Raw genomic sequence first — 22,124 nt, 5'->3', positions numbered from 1 at the left:
CCGACGATAGATTGTCCGATGCGCTGCGCACTTCGCTGATGATCTGTGACAGCTTACCAACCATCGCCTGCATGGCTTCCAGCAACTGCCCGGTCTCGTCCCTACCCTTGACCTCGATACGCACGTTGAGATCGCCCTCGGCCAGTTTGTTGGCCACGCCCAGGGCTTCGTTCACTGGGCGGGTGATGCTGCGGGTGACCCAGAATCCGATCAGCGCGGCCATGGCCAGCGCCGCGGCCGCGATGGTGAAAATCAGCGTGCGGGCGGCGTGGTACAGATCGGTGGCGTCCTGGCCGGCCTGCTCCATCAACTCGCCCTGATACTTGATCAGGCCAGCCACCGCCTCGAGGTAGGCACCCTGCAGGGCACGGACCTCGCTCACCAGATAGGTCTTGGCTTCGGCCTGCTTGCCCTCCCCGACCAGCTTGAGGAAGCTGTCCTGGGCCGCCACGTACTTGACGCGCGCCTCCTTCACGGTGGCCAGCTGCTTCTTGCCCTCTTCGCTCGATATGGTCGCCTCCAGTTTGTCCAGGCGCTCCTTGATGAGCTTGCGGGAAGCATCAATGCGCCCCAGTTCCTTCTGGATCGCGGCACCGTCGTCCAGGATCAGCGTATTGCGCATGGCGCGGGCGATGACGTTGATGTTGTCGATCACGTCGTTGGCGAGGACGGTCTTGGGATAACGGTCATGCACCATCAGCGCGACGCCCTCGTTGAGGCTCGCCATGCGGGTGACCCCGATGAAGGCGATCATGGCCATGAGCGCGACCACCAGGCCGAAGCCGAGAGCCAGTCGCATACCAATTTTCATATTGCTGAACATGCTTCTCTCCTAATTGAATTGCCGAAAACAAACCGTGAAAAATCAGGCCGTCACGCCCGCCGAGCCGGCCCGCGCCGCCTCATCCTGCAAAGCCGGGACATCGAGCACCAGTGCCACTTCGCCCGAGCCCAGGATGGTGGAACCGGAGATGCCGCGGATCCGCTCGAACAAGGTGCCCAAGGGCTTGATGACCGCCTGAAATTCGCCCTTCAGCTCGTCCACCACCAGGCCGGCCTTGCGCCCGGCAGAGGTCACCACCACGACGTTCTCGCGGCGGCCTGAACGGCCTTTCAGCTTGAAGTGATCCTTCACGCGCAGAAGGGGCAGAACCTCGCCGCGCAGGTTGAGATAGTCGCAACCCTCATTGCGGTTGGCACAGGCGCTCAGCTCCACGCACTCCAGCACCATGTCGAGGGGCACCACGTAGTGGCTCTCGGCCACCCCCATGAGAAAGCCGTCGATGATGGCGAGCGTGAGGGGCAGGCGGATGCGGAAGGTGGAGCCCACGCCCTCGCGGCTTTCGATCTCCACCGTGCCGCGCAGGGCCTCGATGTTGCGGCGCACCACGTCCATGCCGACGCCGCGGCCGGACAGGTTGCTCACCTGCTCGGCGGTGGAAAAGCCGGGTTCGAAGATCAGGTTCCACACATCGCGGTCGGCCAGGTTGTCGCCCGCCTGAATCAGCCCCTTGTCCCGCGCCTTGGCCAGGATGCGCTCGCGATTGAGGCCGCCGCCGTCATCCACCACTTCGATGACAATGCCGCCGGACTCGTGATAGGCGTTGAGCTGCAGCGTGCCTTTTGCCGGCTTGCCGCGGGACAGCCGCACGTCGGCGGATTCGATGCCGTGATCCATGGCGTTGCGCACCAAATGGGTGAGCGGGTCGCCGATCTTGTCCACCACGGTCTTGTCCAGTTCGGTTTCCGCACCGCCGATCGACAGCTCGATGTCCTTGCCGATTTCCTTGGAGACGTCGCGCACCACGCGGCGGAAGCGGTTGAAGGTTTCGCCGATTTCCACCATGCGCAAACGCATGGCGCCGTCGCGGATGTCCTCGACCAGACGGGCCATGCCCGAGACCGATTCCATCATCGCGCCATCCTTGTTGCGCGCAGCCATCAGCCCGACGCCGGCGCCGGCGATGACCAGCTCGCCCACCAGGTTGATGAGGCTGTCGAGCTTGTCGGCGTGGACCCGGATGAAGCGGGCCTCCTGGCTCTGGCGATGGCGCACTTCCTTTTGCCTGGAGAGCGCCGCGTCCACCAGTTCCGGCTGGACGATCTGGCGTTCCACCATGATCTCGCCCAGCGGCTGGAGCGTTTCCTGGCGTGCGCTCTCGCATTCCTGCAAGGCTAGGGACTCGTCCAGCTCGCGCTGGGTCACCGCACCACAGGCCACCAGCATCTCGCCCAGGCGAGCGTTGTTCTCCGGCAGCGCCTCGATCAGGTTAATGTAGTCCGCCAGGCGGCTGCCGGGCGGCAAGATGTGCAGCTGGCAGTCGTCGCGCACGAACTCGAACACGCTTTCGATGCGCGCCTTGTCGGCCCCGCTGCGGAGCCGTATCTCGAAACCCAGGTAGCAGCATTCCGGATCCATCCCGGCCGCGTCCGGCAGGGCGTCGTCCAGCGTGGAGAGATGGACGATCTCGCCGAGGGTGCCGAGATAGCGGATGAAGGACAGCGGGTCCATGCCGTTCTTCAGCACGTCCTGGCCAAACCGCAGCGAGAGGTGCCAGGTATCGCCGGCCACCTGACCGCCGCCCACGCTTTGCAGCGGCGCTTCCGTCTCGGTGGGCAGCGTGGCTGCCGATTGCCCCATGTACTGACTCAGCCGGGAGGCCAGCACCTCGCCCTGCTGGCGTGTATCCGCGTCCATCTCCACGCCGTCGGCGGTGGTGTCCAGCAGCCGTTCGATATGGTCGCGGCAGCCGAGGAACAGGCCGATCAATTCCTCGTTCAGGGCCTGCTCATTGTTGCGCACCCGGTCGAGCACGTTCTCGGCCTTGTGGGTGAAGGCGACGATGTCGTCCAGGCCGAACAGGCCCGACGAGCCCTTGATGGTGTGCGCGGCACGGAACACCGCATTGACCGCTTCCGCGTCGTCGGGGGTGTTTTCCAGCCGCAGCAGCGCCTCCTCCATGTCCTGGAGCAGGCCGCGGCTTTCTGCGAAGAAGGTTTGCAGGGCATCGCCCAGATCCAGGTTCATGCCGCAGCCCTCCGGGTTTCGCTACCGTCTGCCGGCAGCAGTTGCGGATCGCCGAACCAGTTGCCCAGGTTCAGCAATTCGAACACCTCCAGCACGGCCGGGCTGTGTCCGGCCAGCTTCAATGCCTTGCCGGCCGCAGCAGCTTCGCGCTTCATCAGCATGAGCAGCTGCACGCCGCTGGTATCCATCTCGCTGATCCCGGCGAGGTCGATCTCGATTTCATCGCTCTGGTCCAGTGCCTGCAGCAGGGCCGGCTTGAGTTCGGCCGCGCTGTAGATGGTCATTTCGCCTACCGGATATAAGCGCAGGCAGGCATCGTGTCGTTCGCTGCGGATGTCCATGGCGTCTGCCCTCACGGCATGATCAGTTTGGATACGGCATCCAGCATCTGGGCCGGCTGGAACGGCTTGACCACCCAAGCCTTGGCGCCGGCCAGCTGGCCGTCGCGCTTCTTGGCCTCGCTGCCTTCGGTGGTCAGCATGATCACGGGGGTGAACTTGTAGGCCGGCTTGGCCTTCATTTCCTTGACGAAGGAAATGCCGTCCATGTTCGGCATGTTGACGTCGCTGATGACCAGATGCAGCTTGCGCCCATCCAGCTTGCTCAGCGCGTCCTTGCCGTCCACCGCATCGACAACGTCGTAGCCGGCCCCTTTCAGGGTCAGCCCCACGACCTGGCGGATGGATGCCGAGTCGTCAACGATCAGAATGGTCTTGGCCATGATTTTTCCTAAAAGAAAGTAATTTCGGTTGCTTTGCCGGGCGCGTTGCTTTGCGTGCCCTGGTGGTTGTCCAGCTGTTCAAGCGTGGTGTAGGTGCTGGAGAGGTCTTCAAGCCAGGCCGTCACGTCGATCGGTGCCGGCGGCTCGCCGCGCTCGCCGCGTTCCCGGTTGTCGTGGAGTACGCCTTGCAGGCGGGCCATGTCGTCCTTGGTCTGGTTCAGGATCTGGCTGACCCGGTCCTGGAACTGCAGGGAGACGATGACGCCGGACACCGTTTCCTGCACCGCCTGACCCTCGATCTGGAACTGGGTCGCCGCCTGGGTCAGCTGCTCCACCGCGCCGCGGAACACGTTGAGCACGCCTTCGATCAGCTGCTCGGAATCCTGCATGGCACGGGCATCCTGCTCGGCATAGCGCTCGGCAATCTGCACTGCGCCCTGGATCGCCTCGTTCACGCTTTCGACCCGCGAGGTGATCTGCTTGCCGGTATCGCCCGACTGCGTGGCGAGCTTACGCACCTCGTCGGCAATCACCGCGAAACCGCGGCCGGCCTCGCCGGCCCATGCAGCCTCGATGGCGGCGTTGAGCGAAACCAGTTTGGTCTGATTGGCAAGCTCTGAAACCGAACCTGCCATGGCCTTGAGTTCACCAGAGAACCGGGCCACGTCTCGGATACGGTGAAGCATCTCTTGCTTGGCCTGGAGGCCGGCGCGCAGGGTCGAAAGCATGACTGACAGGTCGTTCTGTCCCTTTTCCAGCATGAGCGTGACGTCTGCGCTGCCAGACAGGCTGTCGGTACTGCCGCGGTACAGTCCCAGTGCCGCATCTAGGCGCTGATGAATGTCGCCGAAGCAGGTGGCCAGATCGACCAGGGAGGTTTCGGTCTGGCTACGGGCGGTTTCAATCTGGCGGTTCCATATCGGCAACACCTCACCGCACAATGCTTCCAGACTGTCGGCGCCGGGCGTTAGCGGCAACTGCTTCGAACGGGCCTCCCCTGCTTCACCCCTGGCGATCGCCAGTGCACGGCGGACCCTGCTGGCAAGAAAACCGCCGGCGAGCATACCCGCCAGACCAGCCCCCGCGGCCCAGAGCGCGCTGACCGACGCACTGGCGAACGCAGCGGCGGCGCCCAGCAAGCCGACTCCGGTGCAAATCGCCCACACCAGCCCGGCGACGCGGCGATCGTGTAACTCGGCCGCATTCATCGCCCGCTCCCTGATCCGGAATCGGAGTTCGTACCCAGCAATTGCTCAACCAGCGCTTCGAATTCCAGGGACTTGTCATAGAATCCGTCTGCCCCGGCGCGGCGGGCCATGTCCCGGAACTCGATCTGGTTTGTGAACATGTACACGCGCGTGTTCGGCGAGTCCTGCTTGATCCGGACCAGCGCATCCAGGCCACTTCCATCGGGCAGGCGCACGTCCAGCACGACAGCATCTGGACACAGCTGGCGGCCTTTTTCCACGGCTTCATGCAGCGAACGCGCAATGGAAAGCGCGGTGAGGTGTTCCACCCCGCCCAGCATCTCCAACAGACGACCGTATACGGCCGAAGAATCATCCACAATCAGCAATTTCACCGTAGCTACCCACGCACAGACATAGTGGAGGTATCGGCGCGGCGATCAGGAATCCGTATCGGTGGAAGTCGTTTCCGGGCTGTCAGGGGAATACGAATCGCGTGTAGGAATATTCCTACACGGGCTGGGCGATTCAGTGAAACGCAGGCGTCCTGGCCTCAGACCAGATCGTGGTTCAGTGCGTAGCGCACCAGATCGCTGAGATTATTCACGCCGAGTTTTCTCATCAGGCGCGCTTTATGGGTACTGACGGTTTTGGCGGACAGGTGAAGCGCTTCGCCTATCTCTGTCACGCCCCGCCCCTGGACGAGCATCAGGAAGACCTGATGCTCGCGATCGGACAACGCGGTGTGCAGCGCGGCCGACTCCCTGGGAGAAGGCTGAAACAACAGGCGTTCGGCGACGGCCGGCTCGATATAGTGGGCGCCGCTGGCGACCTGACGGATGGCGTGAATCAGGGTTTCAGGTTCGCTGTCCTTGGTGAGGTAGCCCGCCGCACCGGCCTTGATGGCCCGCCCGGCAATCTGGCTCTCTCCATGCATCGAGAGCACCAGAATAGGCAGGCGCGGCGCCTCCTCGCGAATCCGCTTGATTAGCTCCACCCCGCTCGGACCAGGCATGTTCATGTCCAGCAGCAGCAGACTGGGAGAGGCGGCGCGGACCTGTTCGATTACTTCCCAGCCGTTCTTGGCCTCGCCGACCACTTCGAGCTCCGGCATCAATGCCAGCACCTGGCGCAGTCCCTGTCGGACGATGGCATGGTCATCGCCGATGAGGATGCGAATCATCAGGCCCCCTCCCGGACGCACGGGATTCGAATGCGCACGGTGGTTCCGGCACCCGGCCTGGAATCGACTCGGGATTCTCCGCCGAACTGGAGCGCACGCTCGCGCATACCCATCAAGCCGAACGTCTTGCGGCTTCGCACTTCCGCGTGGTCAAAGCCGACGCCATCGTCGCGGATATCCATTTCCAGGATGCCGTTGATCCACTCGATGCGCACGTTCACCTCCAAGGCGTTGGCGTAACGCGTGATGTTGGTAAGGGATTCCTGCAGGATGCGGAATGCGGCGGTGCCGCACTCTTCATCCAGATCTAGATGTTCTTCTGGCGCATGCAGATGGCAACGGATCTGGGTGCGCTCCTCAAATCCGGAAAGCAGCCACTCCGCCGCCGACACCAGCCCCATGTCCAGCGCCCCGGGACGCAATGAAGTGGCCAGATTACGGACCACCCCGATCGTGGTATCGATGGTTTTTTTCATGCCGGCAACCTGGCGCGCCAGATCGGGATTGTCCGCGCCAAAGCGGATGTTGAGCATGGCCGCATCCATCCGCAGAGCGGTAAGGTGTTGTCCAAGTTCGTCATGAATTTCCCGGGCGATGCGGGTTCGCTCCCCCTCCCGGACTTTTTCATGGTGCGCAGCAAGTTCGCGCAGGCTTTGCCGGGACCGCAGCAGCTCATCCTCATGCCGCTTGAGTTCGGTGATGTCCTGAATTGTGCCTACGCCACGCAATACTTCGCCCTCGGCAGAATACTCCAGCTCCGCACGCTCCCGCACCCACTTCACCTTGCCGTCGGCGATGATGCGATGCTGGATATCGTAGGCAGCCCCCGCCACGGCGGCACGCCAGGCATGATTCACAAAGTCGCGATCGTCAGGATGGACGCAGTTCAGGAAACGCTCGTAGTTGAGCGGCGTCCCCGGAGGCATCCCAAAGATGCGATAGCCCTCTGCCGACCATTCCAGCACATCGTTGGGGATGTCCAGGCGCCAGCTCCCGAGCTTGCCCTGGGCCTGGGCCTGGGCCAGATGCGCCTCGCTCTCGCGCAGCGTGTCTTCGATCTGGCGGCGCGCCGTGATGTCCTGCACGTTGACGACCCGATACAGGACTTCGCCCGCCTCATCTTTGACTGCAGTGGCATCGATCTGGACCGGAAAGCGGCTGCCATCCTTGCGCACGTGCCACGATTCCCATATGTGGTGACCGGTCTCGTGGATCAACTGGATTTTGCGGGGAAGATCCGCCCTGCACTCCTCCGCAAAGAATTCGGCAACCGACCAGCCGGCAAGCTCATCCACCCGGTAGCCGTGCATCCGCGCGAACGCGGGATTGATGAGTTCGATCTGCCCTGCCGCGACGTTGAAGACGATCACGCCCCATTCGGCATGATCGAAAATATGCTGCCACCGGGCGAGAATGGTCTCGTTCCGCTTGCGCTCCGTGTTGTCACTGAAAACCACCACCGCACCGGTGATCAGCCCCGCTTCCAGAATCGGGGCGCTGATGTACTGCACGTTGAGGGGACGCCCGTCCTTTCGCCAGAAAATCGCGTCATCGCAGAGATGCAGCGCGCCATCATGGCACGTTGCAAGGATTGAACATTCCTCGACGGGCACTAAACAGCCTGTGCAGTGGCGGCGATGGGTGATGTGATGAACGAGATCGTGGCCCATGTCCTCATTGGAGTAGCCAAGCATCCGTTCGGCCGCGGCATTGACGAAAGTCATCCGGCCCTGGTTGTCCAGCCCATAGATACCTTCGCCCGCGTGTTGCAGGATCAGTTCATTCTTGCGCAGGGCCTCGGTCAGAATGGTTTGGGATTCCCTGAGTTTCTGAGCGAAAGGCCGGATATAACGGTACAAAAGCAGGGCACCGAACATGGCCAGAAGCACGTGTGGCACATTGCCTGACCACAAGCCCGCTGGCCTGAGCATGCCCGGCGCATCATTCTCTGCAACAAATCTATCGATCAACTGGTCGAGCACCAGCAAGACCAGCATGATCAAAAACGTGATGGCCAGGATGTGGCGATCCGGGTAACGTTTGGAATAAAGAAGATTCACTTGATAAAGGCTTGGCGACAAAAGAGCAGCAGTCAGTATAAAACCATCATAAATCCATGGGTTTTCTAAATAAGCGATATTCACTGAAATGTGGACTGGCTTGGTGGAGACCCAGCAGCGTCAGCGACCCGTTCGGAATCCGGGGTCAAGGTTTTCTCGGTCCTGCTGACAGAGGGCCGCTCCCCGCCACTGAACAGATGTTCGACAAGCAAGCCATGGCTGACTGCTCTGGCTCGGTAGCACGCATTCGCGGAAATCTGAGGCGGACACTCGGCTTCATTGGTCATCGATCGGTTGAATCCGCATCGGATAGCAGACAACCTGCCAACTCCACCCCACTCAGCTTGGCGAATGCCCCATTGAAAATGGGGATGGTGTGCACAGAACCAGCTGTGCCAAACTACCCGCAACGCATCACGCATCCATGCCCATGACCGACCTCCCCCGCTGCGCCTGGTGCAGCCCCGACCCGCTCTACCGCGCCTACCACGACAAGGAATGGGGCGTGCCCCTGCACGATGAACGCGCGCTGTTCGAACTGCTGATTCTGGAAGGCGCGCAGGCGGGGCTGTCGTGGTTCACGATCCTGAAAAAACGCGAGAACTACCGGCGCGCGTTCGATGATTTCAACGCGGAACGCATCGCGCGCTATGGCGAGGCCGATGTGGCGCGACTGATGGCGGACGCAGGCATCGTGCGCAACCGGCTGAAGATCGAATCGACGATCACCAACGCGCGCGCGACGCTTGCGCTGCGCGAAGCCGGCGGCGGGCTCGACGCTTATTTCTGGAATTTCGTGGACGGGCGACCCCTCGTCAATGCGCCGGAGGACCTGAGTCAGGTGCCGGCGAGTACGCCGCTGTCGAACGCGGTCAGCAAGGATCTGAAAAAGCGCGGCTTCAAGTTCGTGGGCTCGACCATCGTGTATGCGCACATGCAGGCGATGGGGCTGGTGAACGATCACACGACGGATTGCTTCCGCTATGGCGAGCTGGCGGGTGAACGTGCCGGCGCCTCGCGATCGCACAGGACGACCCGGACATGAAGGCCGGGAACTTCGAGCTGCCCCGCTACCTCGACCGCATCGCCTATCGCGACGAGGCGCGGCCCGATCTCGCCAGCGTGACCGGAATCATGCGCCAGCACCTGCGCGCCGTGCCGTTCGAGAATCTCGACGTGCAGGCCGGCAAGATCGTCTCGCTCGTTCCCGAGGACATCGTGGAGAAGATCGTCCACCGTCGGCGCGGCGGCTACTGCTACGAGGTCAACGGTCTCCTGGCTATGGCGCTGGCCGCGCTCGGCGTCGAATACCGCTTCGTCGGCTGCCGGCCGATGACCTATTCCGCCCGCCGGCCGCGCACCCACATGGCGATCCTGGCCAGGCTCGACGGCGAGGAATGGCTATGCGACGTCGGTTTCGGCAGCTACGGCCTGCGCGCGCCGATCCGTCTCAACGGTACCGGCGCGGTCGAACAGGACGACGACGTGTTCGAACTGCTGTCGCAGGATGGCCGCGAATACGTTTTGCGCGCCCGGGTCGAGGGCGACTGGGCCAACCAGTATTGTTTCGATCTGGCGCACCACGAGTGGGTGGATTTCATGCCGGCCAACTGGCTCAACTCGACCCATCCGGAAACCCTCTTCACCCGACACCGCATCGTCATGCGGCAGACGCCGGAGGGGCGCGTGATCCTGTTCGACAACCGCCTGAAGACGATTGCGCACGGCACGACCACGACGCGTCACGTGACCGAGGACGAACTGCCGGCCCTGCTGGCGGAAACCTTCGGACTGGAGCCGACTGCATGAGGTGCACGCAGTTCGCTGCGCCTGTCTGCGAACCTCTAGTGTCGTGAATCATAAAATCGAAACATAAAACGGCATCTTTTACCCGACAGCCTGTCGGCTTGGGCACAGGTTCCGCATGGCGGCGTTGCTCGTCGTTGCCATAGAGCCAGCTATGTCGCCTCCTCGCGCCTCTTGTGCCCAGGCCGGCAGGCCGTCGGGTATGCCACGCGAAAAAATCCATCCGTTTTATTGTGTTCCGCTATTTATGATTCACGACACTAGTCGCCTGAGGCCAATTCGCCGAGTTTTGCCACGGTGTTCCAGTTACGGCTGGTCATCGGCACGCCAAGCAGGCGTTCCATGCCGGCAGCCAGTTTCGATCTACCGATGCCCTCCGGCGCGTGCAGGTAGCACAGATCGCGCTTCAGCTCGAAACGTTCGCCAGGGCCACGGAGTTTTTCCAGGCCATCGAGATTGGGACAGGGCGGAACGGCCGCAAGAAAATTCACGTACAGGGTGTTGGGTGCGGCCTGCGCCTCGGGATAGGGATTGTCGCGGATTGCCCGGTCCAGCGTCGGCGTGTCGAGCAGCCGCACCCAGGGCGCAAAGCCGTGGCTTGCTTCGATGGCAGCGCTGATCCGTTTCGACAACTGTTCAGTGTCGGCAGGTTTGCCCCGGAACACGACGTTACCGCTCTGGATGTAGGTCTTCACGTTCTGCAGGCCGAGCCCGTCCAGCAGCGCCGCCAGGTCTTTCATCGGGAGCCTGTTTTTCCCGCCAACGTTGATGCCGCGAAAGAGCGCGATATAGGTCTTCATCGCAATGACCTTGGCGGACCTGCCAACACGAAAGCGCGGCGCTACTCGACCGCTTCGCCGCCAAAGCGGGCCTGTGCGAGCTCGGCGGCGCGCACCACGGCGCGGGCCTTGTTGAGCGTTTCCATCCATTCGCTCGCCGGCACCGAGTCGGCGACGATGCCGGCGCCGGCCTGGGCGTAGAGCATGCCGTCCTTGATCACGGCGGTGCGGATGGCGATCGCCAGGTCCATGTCGCCGTTGAAACCGAGATAGCCGACCGCTCCGGCGTAGATGCCGCGCTTGCTCGGTTCGAGTTCGTCGATGATTTCCATCGCCCGCACTTTGGGTGCGCCGGAGACGGTGCCGGCGGGGAAGCTGGCGCGCAGCACGTCGAGCGCCGTCAAGCCGGGTTTCAGTTTACCTTCGACGTTGGAGACGATGTGCATGACGTGCGAATAGCGCTCGATCTGCATGTGCTCGGTGACCTTGACGCTGCCGGTGACGGCGACGCGGCCGGTGTCGTTACGCCCGAGATCGAGCAGTTGCAAATGCTCGGCACATTCTTTCGGGTCGGCCAGCAGCTCCTCGGCAAGACGCTGGTCGTCTTCGCGCGTGAGCCCGCGCGGCCGGGTGCCGGCAATCGGCCGCAGGGTGACGTCGTCGCCTTCGAGCCGTACCAGAATCTCGGGCGACGAACCGACGACGTGGAAGCCGCCGAAGTCGTAATAGAACATGTAGGGCGACGGATTGAGGCTGCGCAGCGCGCGGTACAGCGACAGCGGCGAGGCGGCGAACGGCCGCGCCATGCGCTGACTGAGCACCACCTGCATGATGTCGCCGGCAGCGATATAGTCCTTGGCCTTTTGCACCGCCTGCTTGAACTCGGCCTCGCCGAACTCGGACACCGGGTCGGCGGCGTCCACGGGCGGCTCGGGCGGCAGGGTCACCGGCTGGTCCAGCTGCGCGGCCAGCTCGCCTAGCCGCAAACAAGCGCTGGCATAAGCGTTGGCCTGCATGGGGTCGGCGTGGGTGATGAGATAAAGCTTGCCGGCGAGGTTGTCGAACACCGCCAGTTCCTCGGTCAGCATCAGCAGGATGTCCGGCGTGTGCAGCACGTCGTCCTTGCGCGGCCGGTTTGGATTGAAGTCCGGCGCAAGCCGCTTTTCGATGTAGCGAATGGTGTCGTAGCCGAAGTAACCGGCGAGGCCGCCGGTGAAGCGCGGCAGCCCGGCCACCGGCGCGGCCTTGAAGCGCGCCTGGTAGGCGGCGACGAAGGCGAGCGGGTCGTCGAGGCTGTGTTCCTCGACAACCTTGCCGTCGGTTTCCACAGTCAGCAGATGCGCGCGCACGCGGATCACGGTGCGCGCGGGCAGGCCGATGAACGAGTAGCGGCCGAAGCGCTCGCCGCCCACTACCGATTCAAGCAGGTAGGTGTAGGGCGCGTTGGCCAGCTTGAGGTAGACGGAGAGCGGCGTCTCCAGATCGCCGGGCAGTTCGCGCACCAGCGGGATGCGGTTGTAGCCCTGGCGGGCGAGGTCGAAGAATTCTTGTTCTTTCATGGTAGGGGCAGGGGTCAGGGGTCTGGATTCAGGGGTCAGGGGGCTCGCTGCGCGTCTTGTTCAAGACAAGCGCCGCCATCGGCGGCACGTCCCCTGAATCCTGATTCCTGAATCCTGGCCCCTGAAACTCATGCCTTCACCAGCATTTTCGCCGCTTCGGCCAGACTGGGCACCACCGCATCCAGATCCAGTTCGGCGACCGGGCGACCGCGGTTGTAGCCGTAGGGCACGCAGAACACGGGGCAACCCGCTGCGCGCGCGGCCTGGGTGTCGTTGAGCGAATCGCCGATCAGCAGCAGCTCGGCCGGCTTGACCTTGAACACCTCGCAGGCATGCAGCAGCGGCAAGGGATCGGGCTTGCGCTTGGGCAGCGAATCGCCCGACAGGATCAGCTCGAAATAGCCGAACAGGCCGGTGTCTTTCAGCAGCGGCACGGTGAACTGCTCGGCCTTGTTGGTAATGCACGCGATGTGCACACCCATCGCCTTGAACGCATCGAGTCCGGCGACCACGCCGTCGAACGGGCGCGAGTACAGCGAAACGTGTTCGCCGTAATGCTTCTGGTAAGCCGCGATCGCGCGCGCGAACAGTTCGGCATCCGGCTCGGCATCCATCTCGCCGGTGAGCACGCGCTTGACCAGCCGCGAGACGCCGTTGCCGATATAGGTGGAGATCGTTTCCAGCGACGGGCAGGGACGGCCAAGGTCGGCCATCATCAGTTCGGCCGCATGGGCGAGGTCCGGGGCCGTGTTGAGGAGCGTGCCGTCAAGATCGATGACGACGGCTTTGATCGGGAGTGGGAAGTTCATTTTGGTAAGGAGTAAGTGGTGAGCAGCGAGCGGTGCGGTCGCGGGGTTTCCGCTTACCGCTCGCCCCGCACGGGTTTCAGACTTTCGCGAGTTCCGCGCGCATCGCGGCGATGATGGAGTTGTAACGCTGCGGGTCGCTATCCTTGGCGGCGCCAAACACGGCGGATCCGGCAACGAAGGTGTCGACACCCGCGCGGGCCACTTCCAGGATGTTGGAGGGACCGACGCCGCCGTCGATTTCGATGTTCACCTTGAGGCCGCGGTCGTCGATCATCTTGCGCACAGCGCGCGCCTTGTCGAGCACGTAGGGGATGAACTTCTGGCCGCCGAAGCCGGGGTTGACCGACATCAGCAGCACCATGTCGAGCTTGTCCAGCGTGTATTCCAGCACGTCGAGCGGGGTGGCGGGATTGAACACCAGGCCGGCCTTGCAACCGTTTTCCTTGATCAGGCCGATGGTGCGGTCGACGTGCTCGGACGCTTCGGGGTGGAAGGTAATGTAGGTCGCGCCAGCCTTGGCGAAATCGGGAATGATGCGATCGACCGGCTTCACCATCAGGTGCACGTCGATCGGCGCGGTGACGCCATGTTTGCGCAGCGCCTCGCAGACCAGCGGGCCGATGGTGAGGTTCGGCACGTAGTGGTTATCCATCACGTCGAAGTGGACGATGTCGGCGCCGGAAGCCAGGACATTATCGACTTCCTCTCCCAGACGGGCAAAGTTGGCAGACAGGATGGAAGGGGCGATGCGAAAAGTCATGGAAGGCTCCGAGTTATTGGGCGGGTTATTAGGATAGACCCGGCCATTTTAGCAGCCCCCACGTCATTGCGTTACACTGCGCCCATTCCATACCCGTCGAGCAAAACCGTGGCCGAAGGCAAGAAATATCACATCAGCGTCAGCGTCAATACGACCTATCTGGGGGATCAGAGCGACCCCTCGTCCGACCGTTACGTGTTCGCCTACACCGTCACCATCGCCAACGCCGGCAATGTGGCCGCGCAGCTGATTTCGCGCCACTGGATCATCACCGATGCGGAAAACGTCATCCAGGAAGTCAAAGGCCTGGGCGTGGTCGGCGAACAGCCCTTGCTGCGACCGGGCGAGAGTTTCGAATACACCAGCGGCACCGCGATGGCGACCCCGGTGGGCACCATGCGCGGCAGCTATCAAATGGTTGCGGAAGACGGCAACAAGTTCGACGCCGAAATCCCGCTGTTCACGCTGTCAATGCCGCGCGTGCTGCATTGATGCAGGGGGGGAGCGGTGAGCGGAAGGCGCGCGTACTTCACCCCGCTCCCCGCTTACTGCTCCCCGCTCACCATTCACTCACTTCCTCATCGTCCACCAGACGATGAAAACAAACAGGCTCAGCGCAATGCCAGCCTCCAGCATCAGCCAGCCCAGTCCCTGGCTCCCCATCAAACCCGTCTCCCCATTGTTATACTCGATGCGTGTTTTTGATCTGAGCCATCTTCACCCGTGATGCTGTTACGCGCAAGCCCGTGGCTGTTCGCCCTGTTGTTGTCAGCCTGCGCGGTGCAGCCGCCGGCGCCGCCCCCCACACCCGTTCCGCCCGCGGCGCGCCCGCCGGCGCTGATCACGACGCCCGCCGCCACCTTCCCCACGCTCAAGCCGGTGGACTGGACCAGCTTCGGGGTGTGGCAGGACGACACGGTGAACGAAGTCTGGGACGCCTTCCTGCTCAGTTGCAGCACGCTCAAAAAGCAAAGCGCCTGGCAGGCGGTCTGCAACGAGGCCGCCACCCTGCCGCCGCCCGATGATGCCGCGACGCGCGCCTTTTTCGAACAGCGGTTCCAGTTGTACCAGGCCACTCAGGACGACGGCAGCGCCGAAGGCCTGATCACCGGCTATTACGAACCGCTGCTCAAGGGCGACCGCGTGCAGACCGAACGGGCGCGCTATCCGCTGTACGCCGTACCGGATGATCTCGTCACGGTCGACCTCGCCAGCGTCTATCCCGAACTGAAAAACCTGCGCCTGCGCGGACGCCTGGCCGGCAACAAGCTGGTGCCCTACCCCACCCGCAAGGACATCGAATCCCCTGCCAACGGCAACGGCTTCAAGGGCACGCCCATCGCCTGGGTCGAGGACCCGGTCGACCTGTTCTTTCTGCAGATCCAGGGTTCCGGCCGCATCGAACTGCCCGACGGCACGCACATGCGGGTCGGCTACGCCGACCAGAACGGTCACCCCTACAAATCCATCGGCAAGCTGCTGGTCGAGCGCGGCGAACTCAAGCTGGAGCAAGCCTCGATGCAGGGCATCAAGGACTGGGGCATGAAAAATCCTGACAAGCTGCCCGAGCTGCTCGCCAGCAACCCCAGCTTCGTGTTCTTCCGCGAACTGCCCAACGGCCTGTCCGGCCCGCTTGGCGCACTCGGCGTGCCACTCACCGGCGGCCGTTCGATCGCCATCGACCCGCGCTACATCCCCCTCGGCGCGCCGGTTTTCCTTGCCACGACCCAGCCCAATTCGACGCTGCCGCTGAACAAGCTGGTGATGGCGCAGGACACCGGCGGCGCCATTCGCGGCGGCGTACGGGCGGATGTGTTCTGGGGGTTCGGCGATGCTGCCGGCGAGCTTGCCGGGCGGATGAAACAGAGCGGGAAAATGTGGGTATTGCTGCCGAAGGATTACCCGTTTGCGAGTGCTCGGCGCTGAGGGGTGGACGGCAAAGCGCTTGCTTATGCGGCCTTTGCTTTGAGCTTGCCGAGGGGGCTGGTCGTTGAGGTGTGGGGGTTTGCCGGACTGCTGACCGTTGGCCGGGGGTAGCCCGGCGGCTAGTCACTTTCTTTTGGTTTCGCCAAAAGAAAGTAACCAAAGAAAAGGCGACCCCGCTCATCCCCGAAACCCCGGAAATTGAGCCTGCCGGGTGGGCGTCAAAGAACTCGCCCCGCTTTTGTAATGCTGATTAATTTTTGTGAGCGGGGCTCAAACACCTTTGCCGCTGATCCACCCGACAGACTCGATTTCCGGCGGGGCTGAGAGGGGAGGAAAGTCAAAACCAGGGCGGTGATGACTGAACAACCTGCATACTTGTAAACGACGCAGATAAGCGTTATGAGAGCCAAGAGGCAAGCGTGGGCATTCCTGAATATGACTACCCGGTAGATCAATGCGATGTGCCAGAAGCGCGGCGCAAGACGTTAGCCGAGTACCGCCTCTTTCGCCGCAAATGTCTCGAATACTTACGGGGAGACTCCGATACGTCAGTAATGAGCCAAGTTCATAATCTGACATGGCACACCGCCGTTTTCCGCACGCTCAATGAAGCCCGGCGTATAGAACAGCATCGCGAAATAAATGGCGCTATGTGGGAGTTGATAACTGCGGGTTACGCCAGCTTGATGACCTTGGGCATCCGACGACTCGTAGACCATGATCCAAAAACAAATTCCGTATGGAACGTAATAAACCTTGTCGAAAGACGTCCAGAACTACTAACGCGAGACATATTCGTCTGTTATGACGGCCTGCCCTACGATCATGTGGTCTCGCACAAGAAGCATATAGATTCGCTCGACATGAGCGGAGGCGGATACGTCAGATTTATTCCAACCAAAGGCCCTGATGCATGGGCAACGTCGCACATGATGCATAAAGCATTTGATGCGTTGTGTGGCCATCCACAAAAAAGAAGCCGCAAGGACAGTATTCATATATCGATCCTGAATGATTTGAAGTCATGGCTTGAGCATCCGACGATTAAAAAGGTCTGCACAATGGCAGACAAAATGGTTGCTCATTCAGAACGCATTAGTGAAAAGGCACCTACTGTTCCTATAGCCACATACAACGATATCGACGAAGCACTTCGCATCATCGTTCGCGTGGCAAATTTTCTTTCCTCGTCATTTTTCTATGACGCCACTTTTGGCTCAGTCGTAACCACACCCCAGTTCGACGTACTCAACGCCCTAGATCACCCATGGGTGGCCCCCGAGAGTATTCCAGCACTGCACCGGTACTGGGAGGATATTTCCGACGCTATGGATCAGTGGGCGTATAACACTAACGATGGATTCCTACCTCCCAAGGCAGTGACATAACTACTGCGTCGCAACACAAGCTCACAAAGCGCCCAGTCATCACCGCCCTGGTTTTGACTTTCCTCCCCTCTCAGCCCCGCCGGAAATCGAGTCTGTCGGGTGGATCAGCGGCAAAGGTGTTTGAGCTCCGCTCACAAAAAACCAAATTTAAAACAGCAAAAGCGGGGCGAGTTCTTTGACGCCCACCCGGCAGGCTCGATTTCCGGGGTTTCGGGGATGTCGGGGTGCGTTTTCTTTGGTTACTTTCTTTGTCGCATTGACAAAGAAAGTGACTAGCCGCCGGGCTACCCCCGGCCAACGGTCAGCAGTCCCGCAAAAAACCCGACTACAGCACACCGGCAGGACACGCGGCATTGCGCCGCCACCCTCCCTCAATACATCTTGTACGGCAAAAACTTCCCATTCAAAACAATCTTCACCCGATCCCCCTTCGGATCTTCCACCCGCGAAATATCCATCGAAAAATCAATCGCGCTCATGATGCCGTCGCCGAACTCTTCATGAATCAGCGACTTGATCGTGATGCCGTACACCATGATCAACTCGTAAAAGCGATAGATCAGCGGGTCAGTCGGCACGGCGGAGGGCAGGCTGCCCTTGTACGGCACCATCTGCAATTGATCGACGGCTTCCGGCGACAGCCCGAGCAGCTTGCCGACTGTGGTGGCCTGTTTTTTGTCGAGTGTCATCTGGCCGAGCAGGGCGGCGGTTGTCCACTCTTTGCTCTGACCGACTTTCTTGGCGATCTCGGCCCACTTGAGGCCTTTCTTGTGTTTGGCGGCGAGGATGAGGTCGGTGACTTCGGTGCGGGTCATGATGTTCCTTAAGCGTTGACGAGGTGGATGTGGGGTTTGCCGACGGGCGGCGTATGGACAACGGGCGGTTCGGGCACCAGCAGATCAGCCGGATCGAACACGGTGGGCGAACTCGGGGCGTCGGGCGCATCGCGCAAGGCGCCAAACTGTTTCGAGCGGCTCACCAGGAAATCGACCAGATGATTGCGGATCGGGTAGTAGTGCGGCTGCTTGTGGATGGCGCTGCGCTCGCGCGGACGCGGCAGGGTGTTGTTGACGATTTCGGCGATGCGCGCATGCGGGCCGTTCGACATCAGCATGATCTTGTCGGACAAGAGGATGGCTTCGTCGACGTCGTGCGTGATCATGAACACGGTCTGCTGGGTTTCGGCGCAGATCTTCAGCAACTCGTCCTGGATGACGCCGCGCGTCAGCGCGTCGAGCGCGCCGAAAGGCTCGTCCATCAGCAGCATCTTCGGCTCGATGGAGAAGGCGCGCGCGATGCCGACGCGCTGCTTCATGCCGCCCGACAATTGCGACGGCTTCTTGTGCTCGGCGCCCATGAGGCCGACCAGTTCGATGTAGCGCATGGCGTGGTCGCGCACTTTCTGCTTGCTCCACGATGCCCAGCGCGACTTCACCGCGAACGACACGTTCTCCAACACGGTCAGCCAGGGCATCAGCGCATGGCTCTGGAAGATGACGCCGCGGTCGAGGCTGGGGCCGGCGACTTCGCGGCCGTCCATGAAGACGTTGCCGGTGGTGGCGGCATCGAGTCCGGCAAGAATGTTGAGGATGGTCGACTTGCCGCAGCCGGAGTGGCCGGTGACGCAGACGAACTCGCCCTTGTGAATGTGGAAGTTGACGTGGTCGAACACGGTGATGGCTTCCCCGCCGGTGGGGCTGGGATAGGCACGCGCCAGGTTTTCGACCTGCAGGAAGGGAGGGATGGCTGACATGCGTTACTCCTGATACGCGACGCGCTTGCTCAGCACGCCGAAAATACTGTCGAGCGCCATGCCGACGACGCCGATCATCAAAATCGCAAACAGCACGTTGGTGATCGACAGGTTGTTCCACTCGTTCCACACGAAGTAGCCGATGCCGGTGCCGCCGACCAGCATTTCGGCGGCGACGATGACCAGCCAGGCGATGCCCATGGAGATGCGCATGCCGGTCAAGATCGTCGGCGCAGCCGCCGGCAGGATGACGCGGAACGCCTTGCGCAGCGGATTGACCTCCAGCGTGCGCGCGACATCGAGCCAGTCGCGCCGCACATTGGCGACGCCGTGCGCGGTGTTGATCAGCATCGGCCACAGCGAGCAGATGAAGATGACGAAAATGGCCGACGCCGACGCGTCCTTGATCGTGTAGAGCGCGAGCGGCATCCACGCCAGCGGCGAGATCGGCTTGAGCAACTGCACGTAGGGATTGATCGCCTGGTAGAACACGCGCGAGTTGCCAATGGCGAAACCGAGCGGGATCGCCACTGCAGCGGCGAGGAAGAAGCCGCCCAGCACGCGCGCCAGCGAATACGCGAGCTGGATGCCGATGCCCTTGTCGTTGGGGCCGTTGTCGTAGAACGGGTCGGACAGCCGCTCCCACACCGTCTGCGCCATTGCCACGGGAGTGGGGAAACTCGACGCCGAACTAGCCGCACCGCCGCCCATCAGCGCGGCGTACTCGGGATCGACGTTGGCCGCCGCCACCTTGGCATCCGGCAAGGTCGCCAGATACCAGACCAGCAGGATCAGTGCGAACAAGCCCAGCGACAGCAGGCCGGCTTTCTGGTTGAGTGTGAGCCGCGTCTTCATGTGCGTTTGATGGCAAAGGAGTTGAGGTACTCGGCCGGCTTGGTGGGGTCGAAGACCTTGCCCATGATGGTGTGCTTCATGTAGTTGCTCGCCGGCGCCTTCAGCCCGAGCTCGGCCATGCGCTTCCTCGCATCGGTGGCGCGGAACACTTCTTCCGCCACCATCTTGTAATCGATGTCGCCCTTGATGTAATTCCAGCGCTTGAGCTGCGTGAGGATCCACACCGCCATCGACTGCCACGGGAAGGGGTCGAAGTCGACGCGGTCGGGCACGTTCTTCACCTTGCCGAGGCCGTCGGCGAAGCGCCCGGTCATCACCTGTTCCAGCACCGGGATCGGCTGGTTCAAATAATTGGCCGGGGCGATCGCCTCGATGATGGCTTTGCGGTTCTCCGGCTTGTGCGCGTAGTCGGTGGCGCTGGCGATGGCGCGGAACAGCGCGGCGTAGGTGTTGGGATACTGCTTGTAGAAGCCTTCCTGCACGCCGAAGGCGCAGCACGGGTGGCCGTCCCACAGGTCGCGCGACAGGGTATGGATGAAGCCGACTTCCTCGTACACCGCGCGCTGGTTGAACGGCTCAGGCCCGAGGAAACCGTCGATGTTGCCGGCGCGCAGGTTGGCCACCATGTCAGGCGGCGGCATCATGCGCAGCTCGACATCCTTGTCGGGATCGAGGCCGGCTTCCGCAAGGTAATAGCGCAGCAGCAGGTTGTGAATCGAATAGTCGAACGGCAGGCCGAACTTCATGCCTTTCCAGTCCTTGGGGTTGAGCTTGTCCTTGTGCTTGAGGGACAAGGTGATGGCCTGGCCGTTGATATTCTGGATCGACGCCACATCCACGGCCTGCTTGGCCGAACCGAGTCCCAGCGACATCGCCAGCGGCATCGGCGACAGCATGTGCGAAGCGTCGTATTCCTTGTTCTGCACCTTGTCGCGGATCACCGCCCAGCCGGCGGTTTTCTGCAGCGTGACGTTGAGCCCTTCACGCGCATAAAAGCCCATCGGGCCCGCCATGATGATGGGGGTCGCGCAGGTGATGGGTATGAAGCCGATCTTGAGGTCGGTCTTTTCCAGCTTGCCCTTTTCCGCCGCCAGCGCTTTCGCCGCACCCATCGGGAAGAAGGTCGAGATCGCCGCCATCGCGGTGCCGGTGCCGACCGCGCGCAGGAAATTGCGGCGCATCTGGTCGTCGGGGAAGAGCCCGCGCATGACCGCCGACTCGACCACGCGCGACACCCGCGCATCCTCGTTCTTCATGTCGGCCTCGTGGTCGGCCTGACTGTGGTGGCGACCGCAGCTGCAGCCTGCACGATGCAGTTTGGTATCGGGGTCAAACGGGTTGTCAAAGCCGGACATAGCGCGCTCCTGTTGTGATGAAAAAATGCTCCGCAGATCACTCGTCGCCTTGCACCAGAAAGTCGCCCCGATGCCCTTGTGTGGTGCATGTCGAACAGGGTGACGGGCATCGACCTGTTTGGCCGAAGCGCCTGAAATGGCGCGGGTTCGGCAAAACGGCTGTGCAAAGTCGTGTTTCCACTTAGGTCATATTCAGGAAGCGTGCCAGCACGCCAAATTCACGCTAAGCATCTGTTTTTAAAACATTCAGCAGGCCACGCCTCATCCATGTCCAATTTTCTGGCCCGCTTCTTGATTACACAGTGTTGACAATTTGTTTCAAGGAAACCGCCATGCCCTCTATCACGCCCCCTACCGAACGCCTGCAGGACGAGGAACTGCTGGTGATCCGCGAGTCGGCACGGCTGATGGGCAAGAGCCTCGAACCGGCTCCGGTGATCCGCGAAATGCTGCACCTGATTTCGGAGTTTCTCGGCCTCAATCGCGGACGCGTGGTGCTGCGCCAGCCGGGCAGCACTGAGTTTGCGATCCGCTACGCCTACGGGCTGACCCAGCAGGAAATCGAGCGCGGCGTCTACCAGCCGGGCGACGGCGTCACCGGGCGCGTGCTGCAAAGCGGTGAAACGGCGATCGTGCAGGACATCGACGCCGATCCGCATTACCTCGCGCGCGCCATCGAACGCGACCGCCTGCCAAATGAAACCGTCAGCTTCATCGCCCTGCCGCTGCGCAGCGAGGGCGAGGTGCTGGGCCTGCTGGGCGTGCACCGCATCCGCGGGCGCACACGCGCACTGGCCGACGATCTGCGCATCCTTGAGATCATCGCCACGCTGATCACACAGGTCCTCAAGCTGAACGATCGCGTGGCGGAACAGACCGCGCGCCTGGAAAACGAAAACCGCGAACTGAAATGGGTGCTCGAACGCGCCGCGCCGCAACAGGCCTCGCTCGGCAT

Annotated in this window: 22 protein-coding genes; 6 read left to right on the top strand and 16 right to left on the bottom strand. The window is 62.0% G+C overall.

Annotated features, from left to right (window positions below):
* From IV098_RS13850 to IV098_RS13815, 8 genes are all read right to left on the bottom strand, one after another.
* Positions 1-799 (bottom strand): MCP four helix bundle domain-containing protein (locus IV098_RS13850; protein ID WP_296890066.1); only part of this gene is annotated, 799 nt, incomplete at its 3' end.
* A 66-nt stretch (positions 800-865) separates the two neighbouring features.
* Entirely contained in the window at positions 866-3,028 is a 2,163-nt protein-coding gene (locus IV098_RS13845; RefSeq protein ID WP_296890064.1) for a chemotaxis protein CheA, read from the bottom strand.
* The gene (locus tag IV098_RS13840) at positions 3,025-3,369 is read right to left on the bottom strand and encodes a lipid asymmetry maintenance protein MlaB (protein WP_296890062.1); all 345 of its coding nucleotides are present in this window, start codon (positions 3,367-3,369) and stop codon (positions 3,025-3,027) included. The genes IV098_RS13845 and IV098_RS13840 overlap by 4 nt, the downstream gene beginning before the upstream one ends.
* Before the next feature lie 11 nt (positions 3,370-3,380).
* Positions 3,381-3,749, bottom strand: coding sequence for a response regulator (locus tag IV098_RS13835; RefSeq protein ID WP_296890060.1), 369 nt, complete (start codon positions 3,747-3,749; stop codon positions 3,381-3,383).
* 8 nt (positions 3,750-3,757) lie between these two features.
* Positions 3,758-4,957, bottom strand: coding sequence for a methyl-accepting chemotaxis protein (locus IV098_RS13830; RefSeq protein ID WP_296890058.1), 1,200 nt, complete (start codon positions 4,955-4,957; stop codon positions 3,758-3,760).
* Positions 4,954-5,331, bottom strand: coding sequence for a response regulator (locus tag IV098_RS13825; RefSeq protein WP_296890056.1), 378 nt, complete (start codon positions 5,329-5,331; stop codon positions 4,954-4,956). Before IV098_RS13825 ends, IV098_RS13830 begins: the two co-directional genes overlap by 4 nt.
* 158 nt (positions 5,332-5,489) lie before the next feature.
* Positions 5,490-6,119, bottom strand: coding sequence for a response regulator transcription factor (locus tag IV098_RS13820; RefSeq protein ID WP_296890054.1), 630 nt, complete (start codon positions 6,117-6,119; stop codon positions 5,490-5,492).
* A complete protein-coding gene (locus IV098_RS13815; protein ID WP_296890051.1) occupies positions 6,119-8,263 on the bottom strand; it encodes a PAS domain S-box protein in 2,145 nt (714 codons plus the stop codon). Before IV098_RS13815 ends, IV098_RS13820 begins: the two co-directional genes overlap by 1 nt.
* A gap of 346 nt (positions 8,264-8,609) precedes the next feature.
* On the opposite strand from IV098_RS13815, the gene IV098_RS13810 reads away from it, so the two are divergent.
* Positions 8,610-9,224: a DNA-3-methyladenine glycosylase I gene (locus IV098_RS13810; RefSeq protein ID WP_296890049.1), complete on the top strand. Its 615-nt coding sequence runs from the start codon at positions 8,610-8,612 to the stop codon at positions 9,222-9,224.
* Positions 9,221-9,988 carry an arylamine N-acetyltransferase gene (locus IV098_RS13805; protein WP_296890048.1) on the top strand — a complete coding sequence of 256 codons (768 nt, stop codon included), beginning with the start codon at positions 9,221-9,223 and terminating at the stop codon, positions 9,986-9,988. The genes IV098_RS13810 and IV098_RS13805 overlap by 4 nt, the downstream gene beginning before the upstream one ends.
* A 257-nt stretch (positions 9,989-10,245) precedes the next feature.
* On the opposite strand, the gene IV098_RS13800 is transcribed toward IV098_RS13805, so the two are convergent.
* The 4 genes from IV098_RS13800 to rpe all read right to left on the bottom strand — a co-directional run bounded on the left by IV098_RS13800 (position 10,246) and on the right by rpe (position 13,892).
* Positions 10,246-10,785, bottom strand: a complete 540-nt coding sequence (locus IV098_RS13800) for a DUF1697 domain-containing protein (protein ID WP_296890046.1) — start codon at positions 10,783-10,785, stop codon at positions 10,246-10,248.
* A 41-nt stretch (positions 10,786-10,826) separates the two neighbouring features.
* The gene (trpE, locus tag IV098_RS13795; protein ID WP_296890044.1) at positions 10,827-12,323 is read right to left on the bottom strand and encodes an anthranilate synthase component I; all 1,497 of its coding nucleotides are present in this window, start codon (positions 12,321-12,323) and stop codon (positions 10,827-10,829) included.
* A gap of 128 nt (positions 12,324-12,451) precedes the next feature.
* Positions 12,452-13,132: a phosphoglycolate phosphatase gene (locus IV098_RS13790; protein WP_296890042.1), complete on the bottom strand. Its 681-nt coding sequence runs from the start codon at positions 13,130-13,132 to the stop codon at positions 12,452-12,454.
* A gap of 76 nt (positions 13,133-13,208) precedes the next feature.
* Entirely contained in the window at positions 13,209-13,892 is a 684-nt protein-coding gene (gene rpe, locus IV098_RS13785) for a ribulose-phosphate 3-epimerase (RefSeq protein WP_296890040.1), read from the bottom strand.
* Positions 13,893-14,000: 108 nt separating this feature from the next.
* On the opposite strand from rpe, the gene apaG reads away from it, so the two are divergent.
* From apaG to IV098_RS13770, 3 genes are all read left to right on the top strand, one after another.
* Positions 14,001-14,384 (top strand): Co2+/Mg2+ efflux protein ApaG, encoded by a 384-nt coding sequence (apaG, locus tag IV098_RS13780; protein ID WP_296890038.1) that lies wholly within the window; start codon positions 14,001-14,003, stop codon positions 14,382-14,384.
* A 234-nt stretch (positions 14,385-14,618) separates the two neighbouring features.
* Positions 14,619-15,818, top strand: a complete 1,200-nt coding sequence (locus tag IV098_RS13775; protein WP_296890036.1) for a murein transglycosylase A — start codon at positions 14,619-14,621, stop codon at positions 15,816-15,818.
* Positions 15,819-16,237: 419 nt separating this feature from the next.
* Complete coding sequence (locus tag IV098_RS13770) at positions 16,238-17,206, top strand: hypothetical protein (protein WP_296890034.1); 969 nt, start codon at positions 16,238-16,240, stop codon at positions 17,204-17,206.
* Between the two features lie 371 nt (positions 17,207-17,577).
* On the opposite strand, the gene cynS is transcribed toward IV098_RS13770, so the two are convergent.
* From cynS to IV098_RS13750, 4 genes are read right to left on the bottom strand one after another with little or no spacing between them, the layout of a single operon-like run.
* Positions 17,578-18,021, bottom strand: coding sequence for a cyanase (cynS, locus tag IV098_RS13765; RefSeq protein WP_296890032.1), 444 nt, complete (start codon positions 18,019-18,021; stop codon positions 17,578-17,580).
* An 8-nt stretch (positions 18,022-18,029) separates the two neighbouring features.
* Positions 18,030-18,959, bottom strand: a complete 930-nt coding sequence (locus IV098_RS13760) for an ABC transporter ATP-binding protein (RefSeq protein WP_296890030.1) — start codon at positions 18,957-18,959, stop codon at positions 18,030-18,032.
* 3 nt (positions 18,960-18,962) lie between these two features.
* A complete protein-coding gene (gene ntrB, locus IV098_RS13755; RefSeq protein WP_296890028.1) occupies positions 18,963-19,814 on the bottom strand; it encodes a nitrate ABC transporter permease in 852 nt (283 codons plus the stop codon).
* Positions 19,811-21,169: a CmpA/NrtA family ABC transporter substrate-binding protein gene (locus IV098_RS13750; RefSeq protein ID WP_296890026.1), complete on the bottom strand. Its 1,359-nt coding sequence runs from the start codon at positions 21,167-21,169 to the stop codon at positions 19,811-19,813. Before IV098_RS13750 ends, ntrB begins: the two co-directional genes overlap by 4 nt.
* Before the next feature lie 332 nt (positions 21,170-21,501).
* Here IV098_RS13750 and IV098_RS13745 point away from each other — a divergent pair.
* Positions 21,502-22,124: GAF domain-containing protein (locus tag IV098_RS13745; RefSeq protein ID WP_296890025.1), on the top strand; the 623-nt coding region annotated here is incomplete at its 3' end.

The organism is Thiobacillus sp. (genome assembly GCF_018780105.1).
In the GTDB taxonomy this organism is placed as follows: domain Bacteria; phylum Pseudomonadota; class Gammaproteobacteria; order Burkholderiales; family Thiobacillaceae; genus Thiobacillus.
Note: the sequence above shows the minus strand (reverse complement) of the source record. Positions and strands in the feature narration are given on the sequence as shown.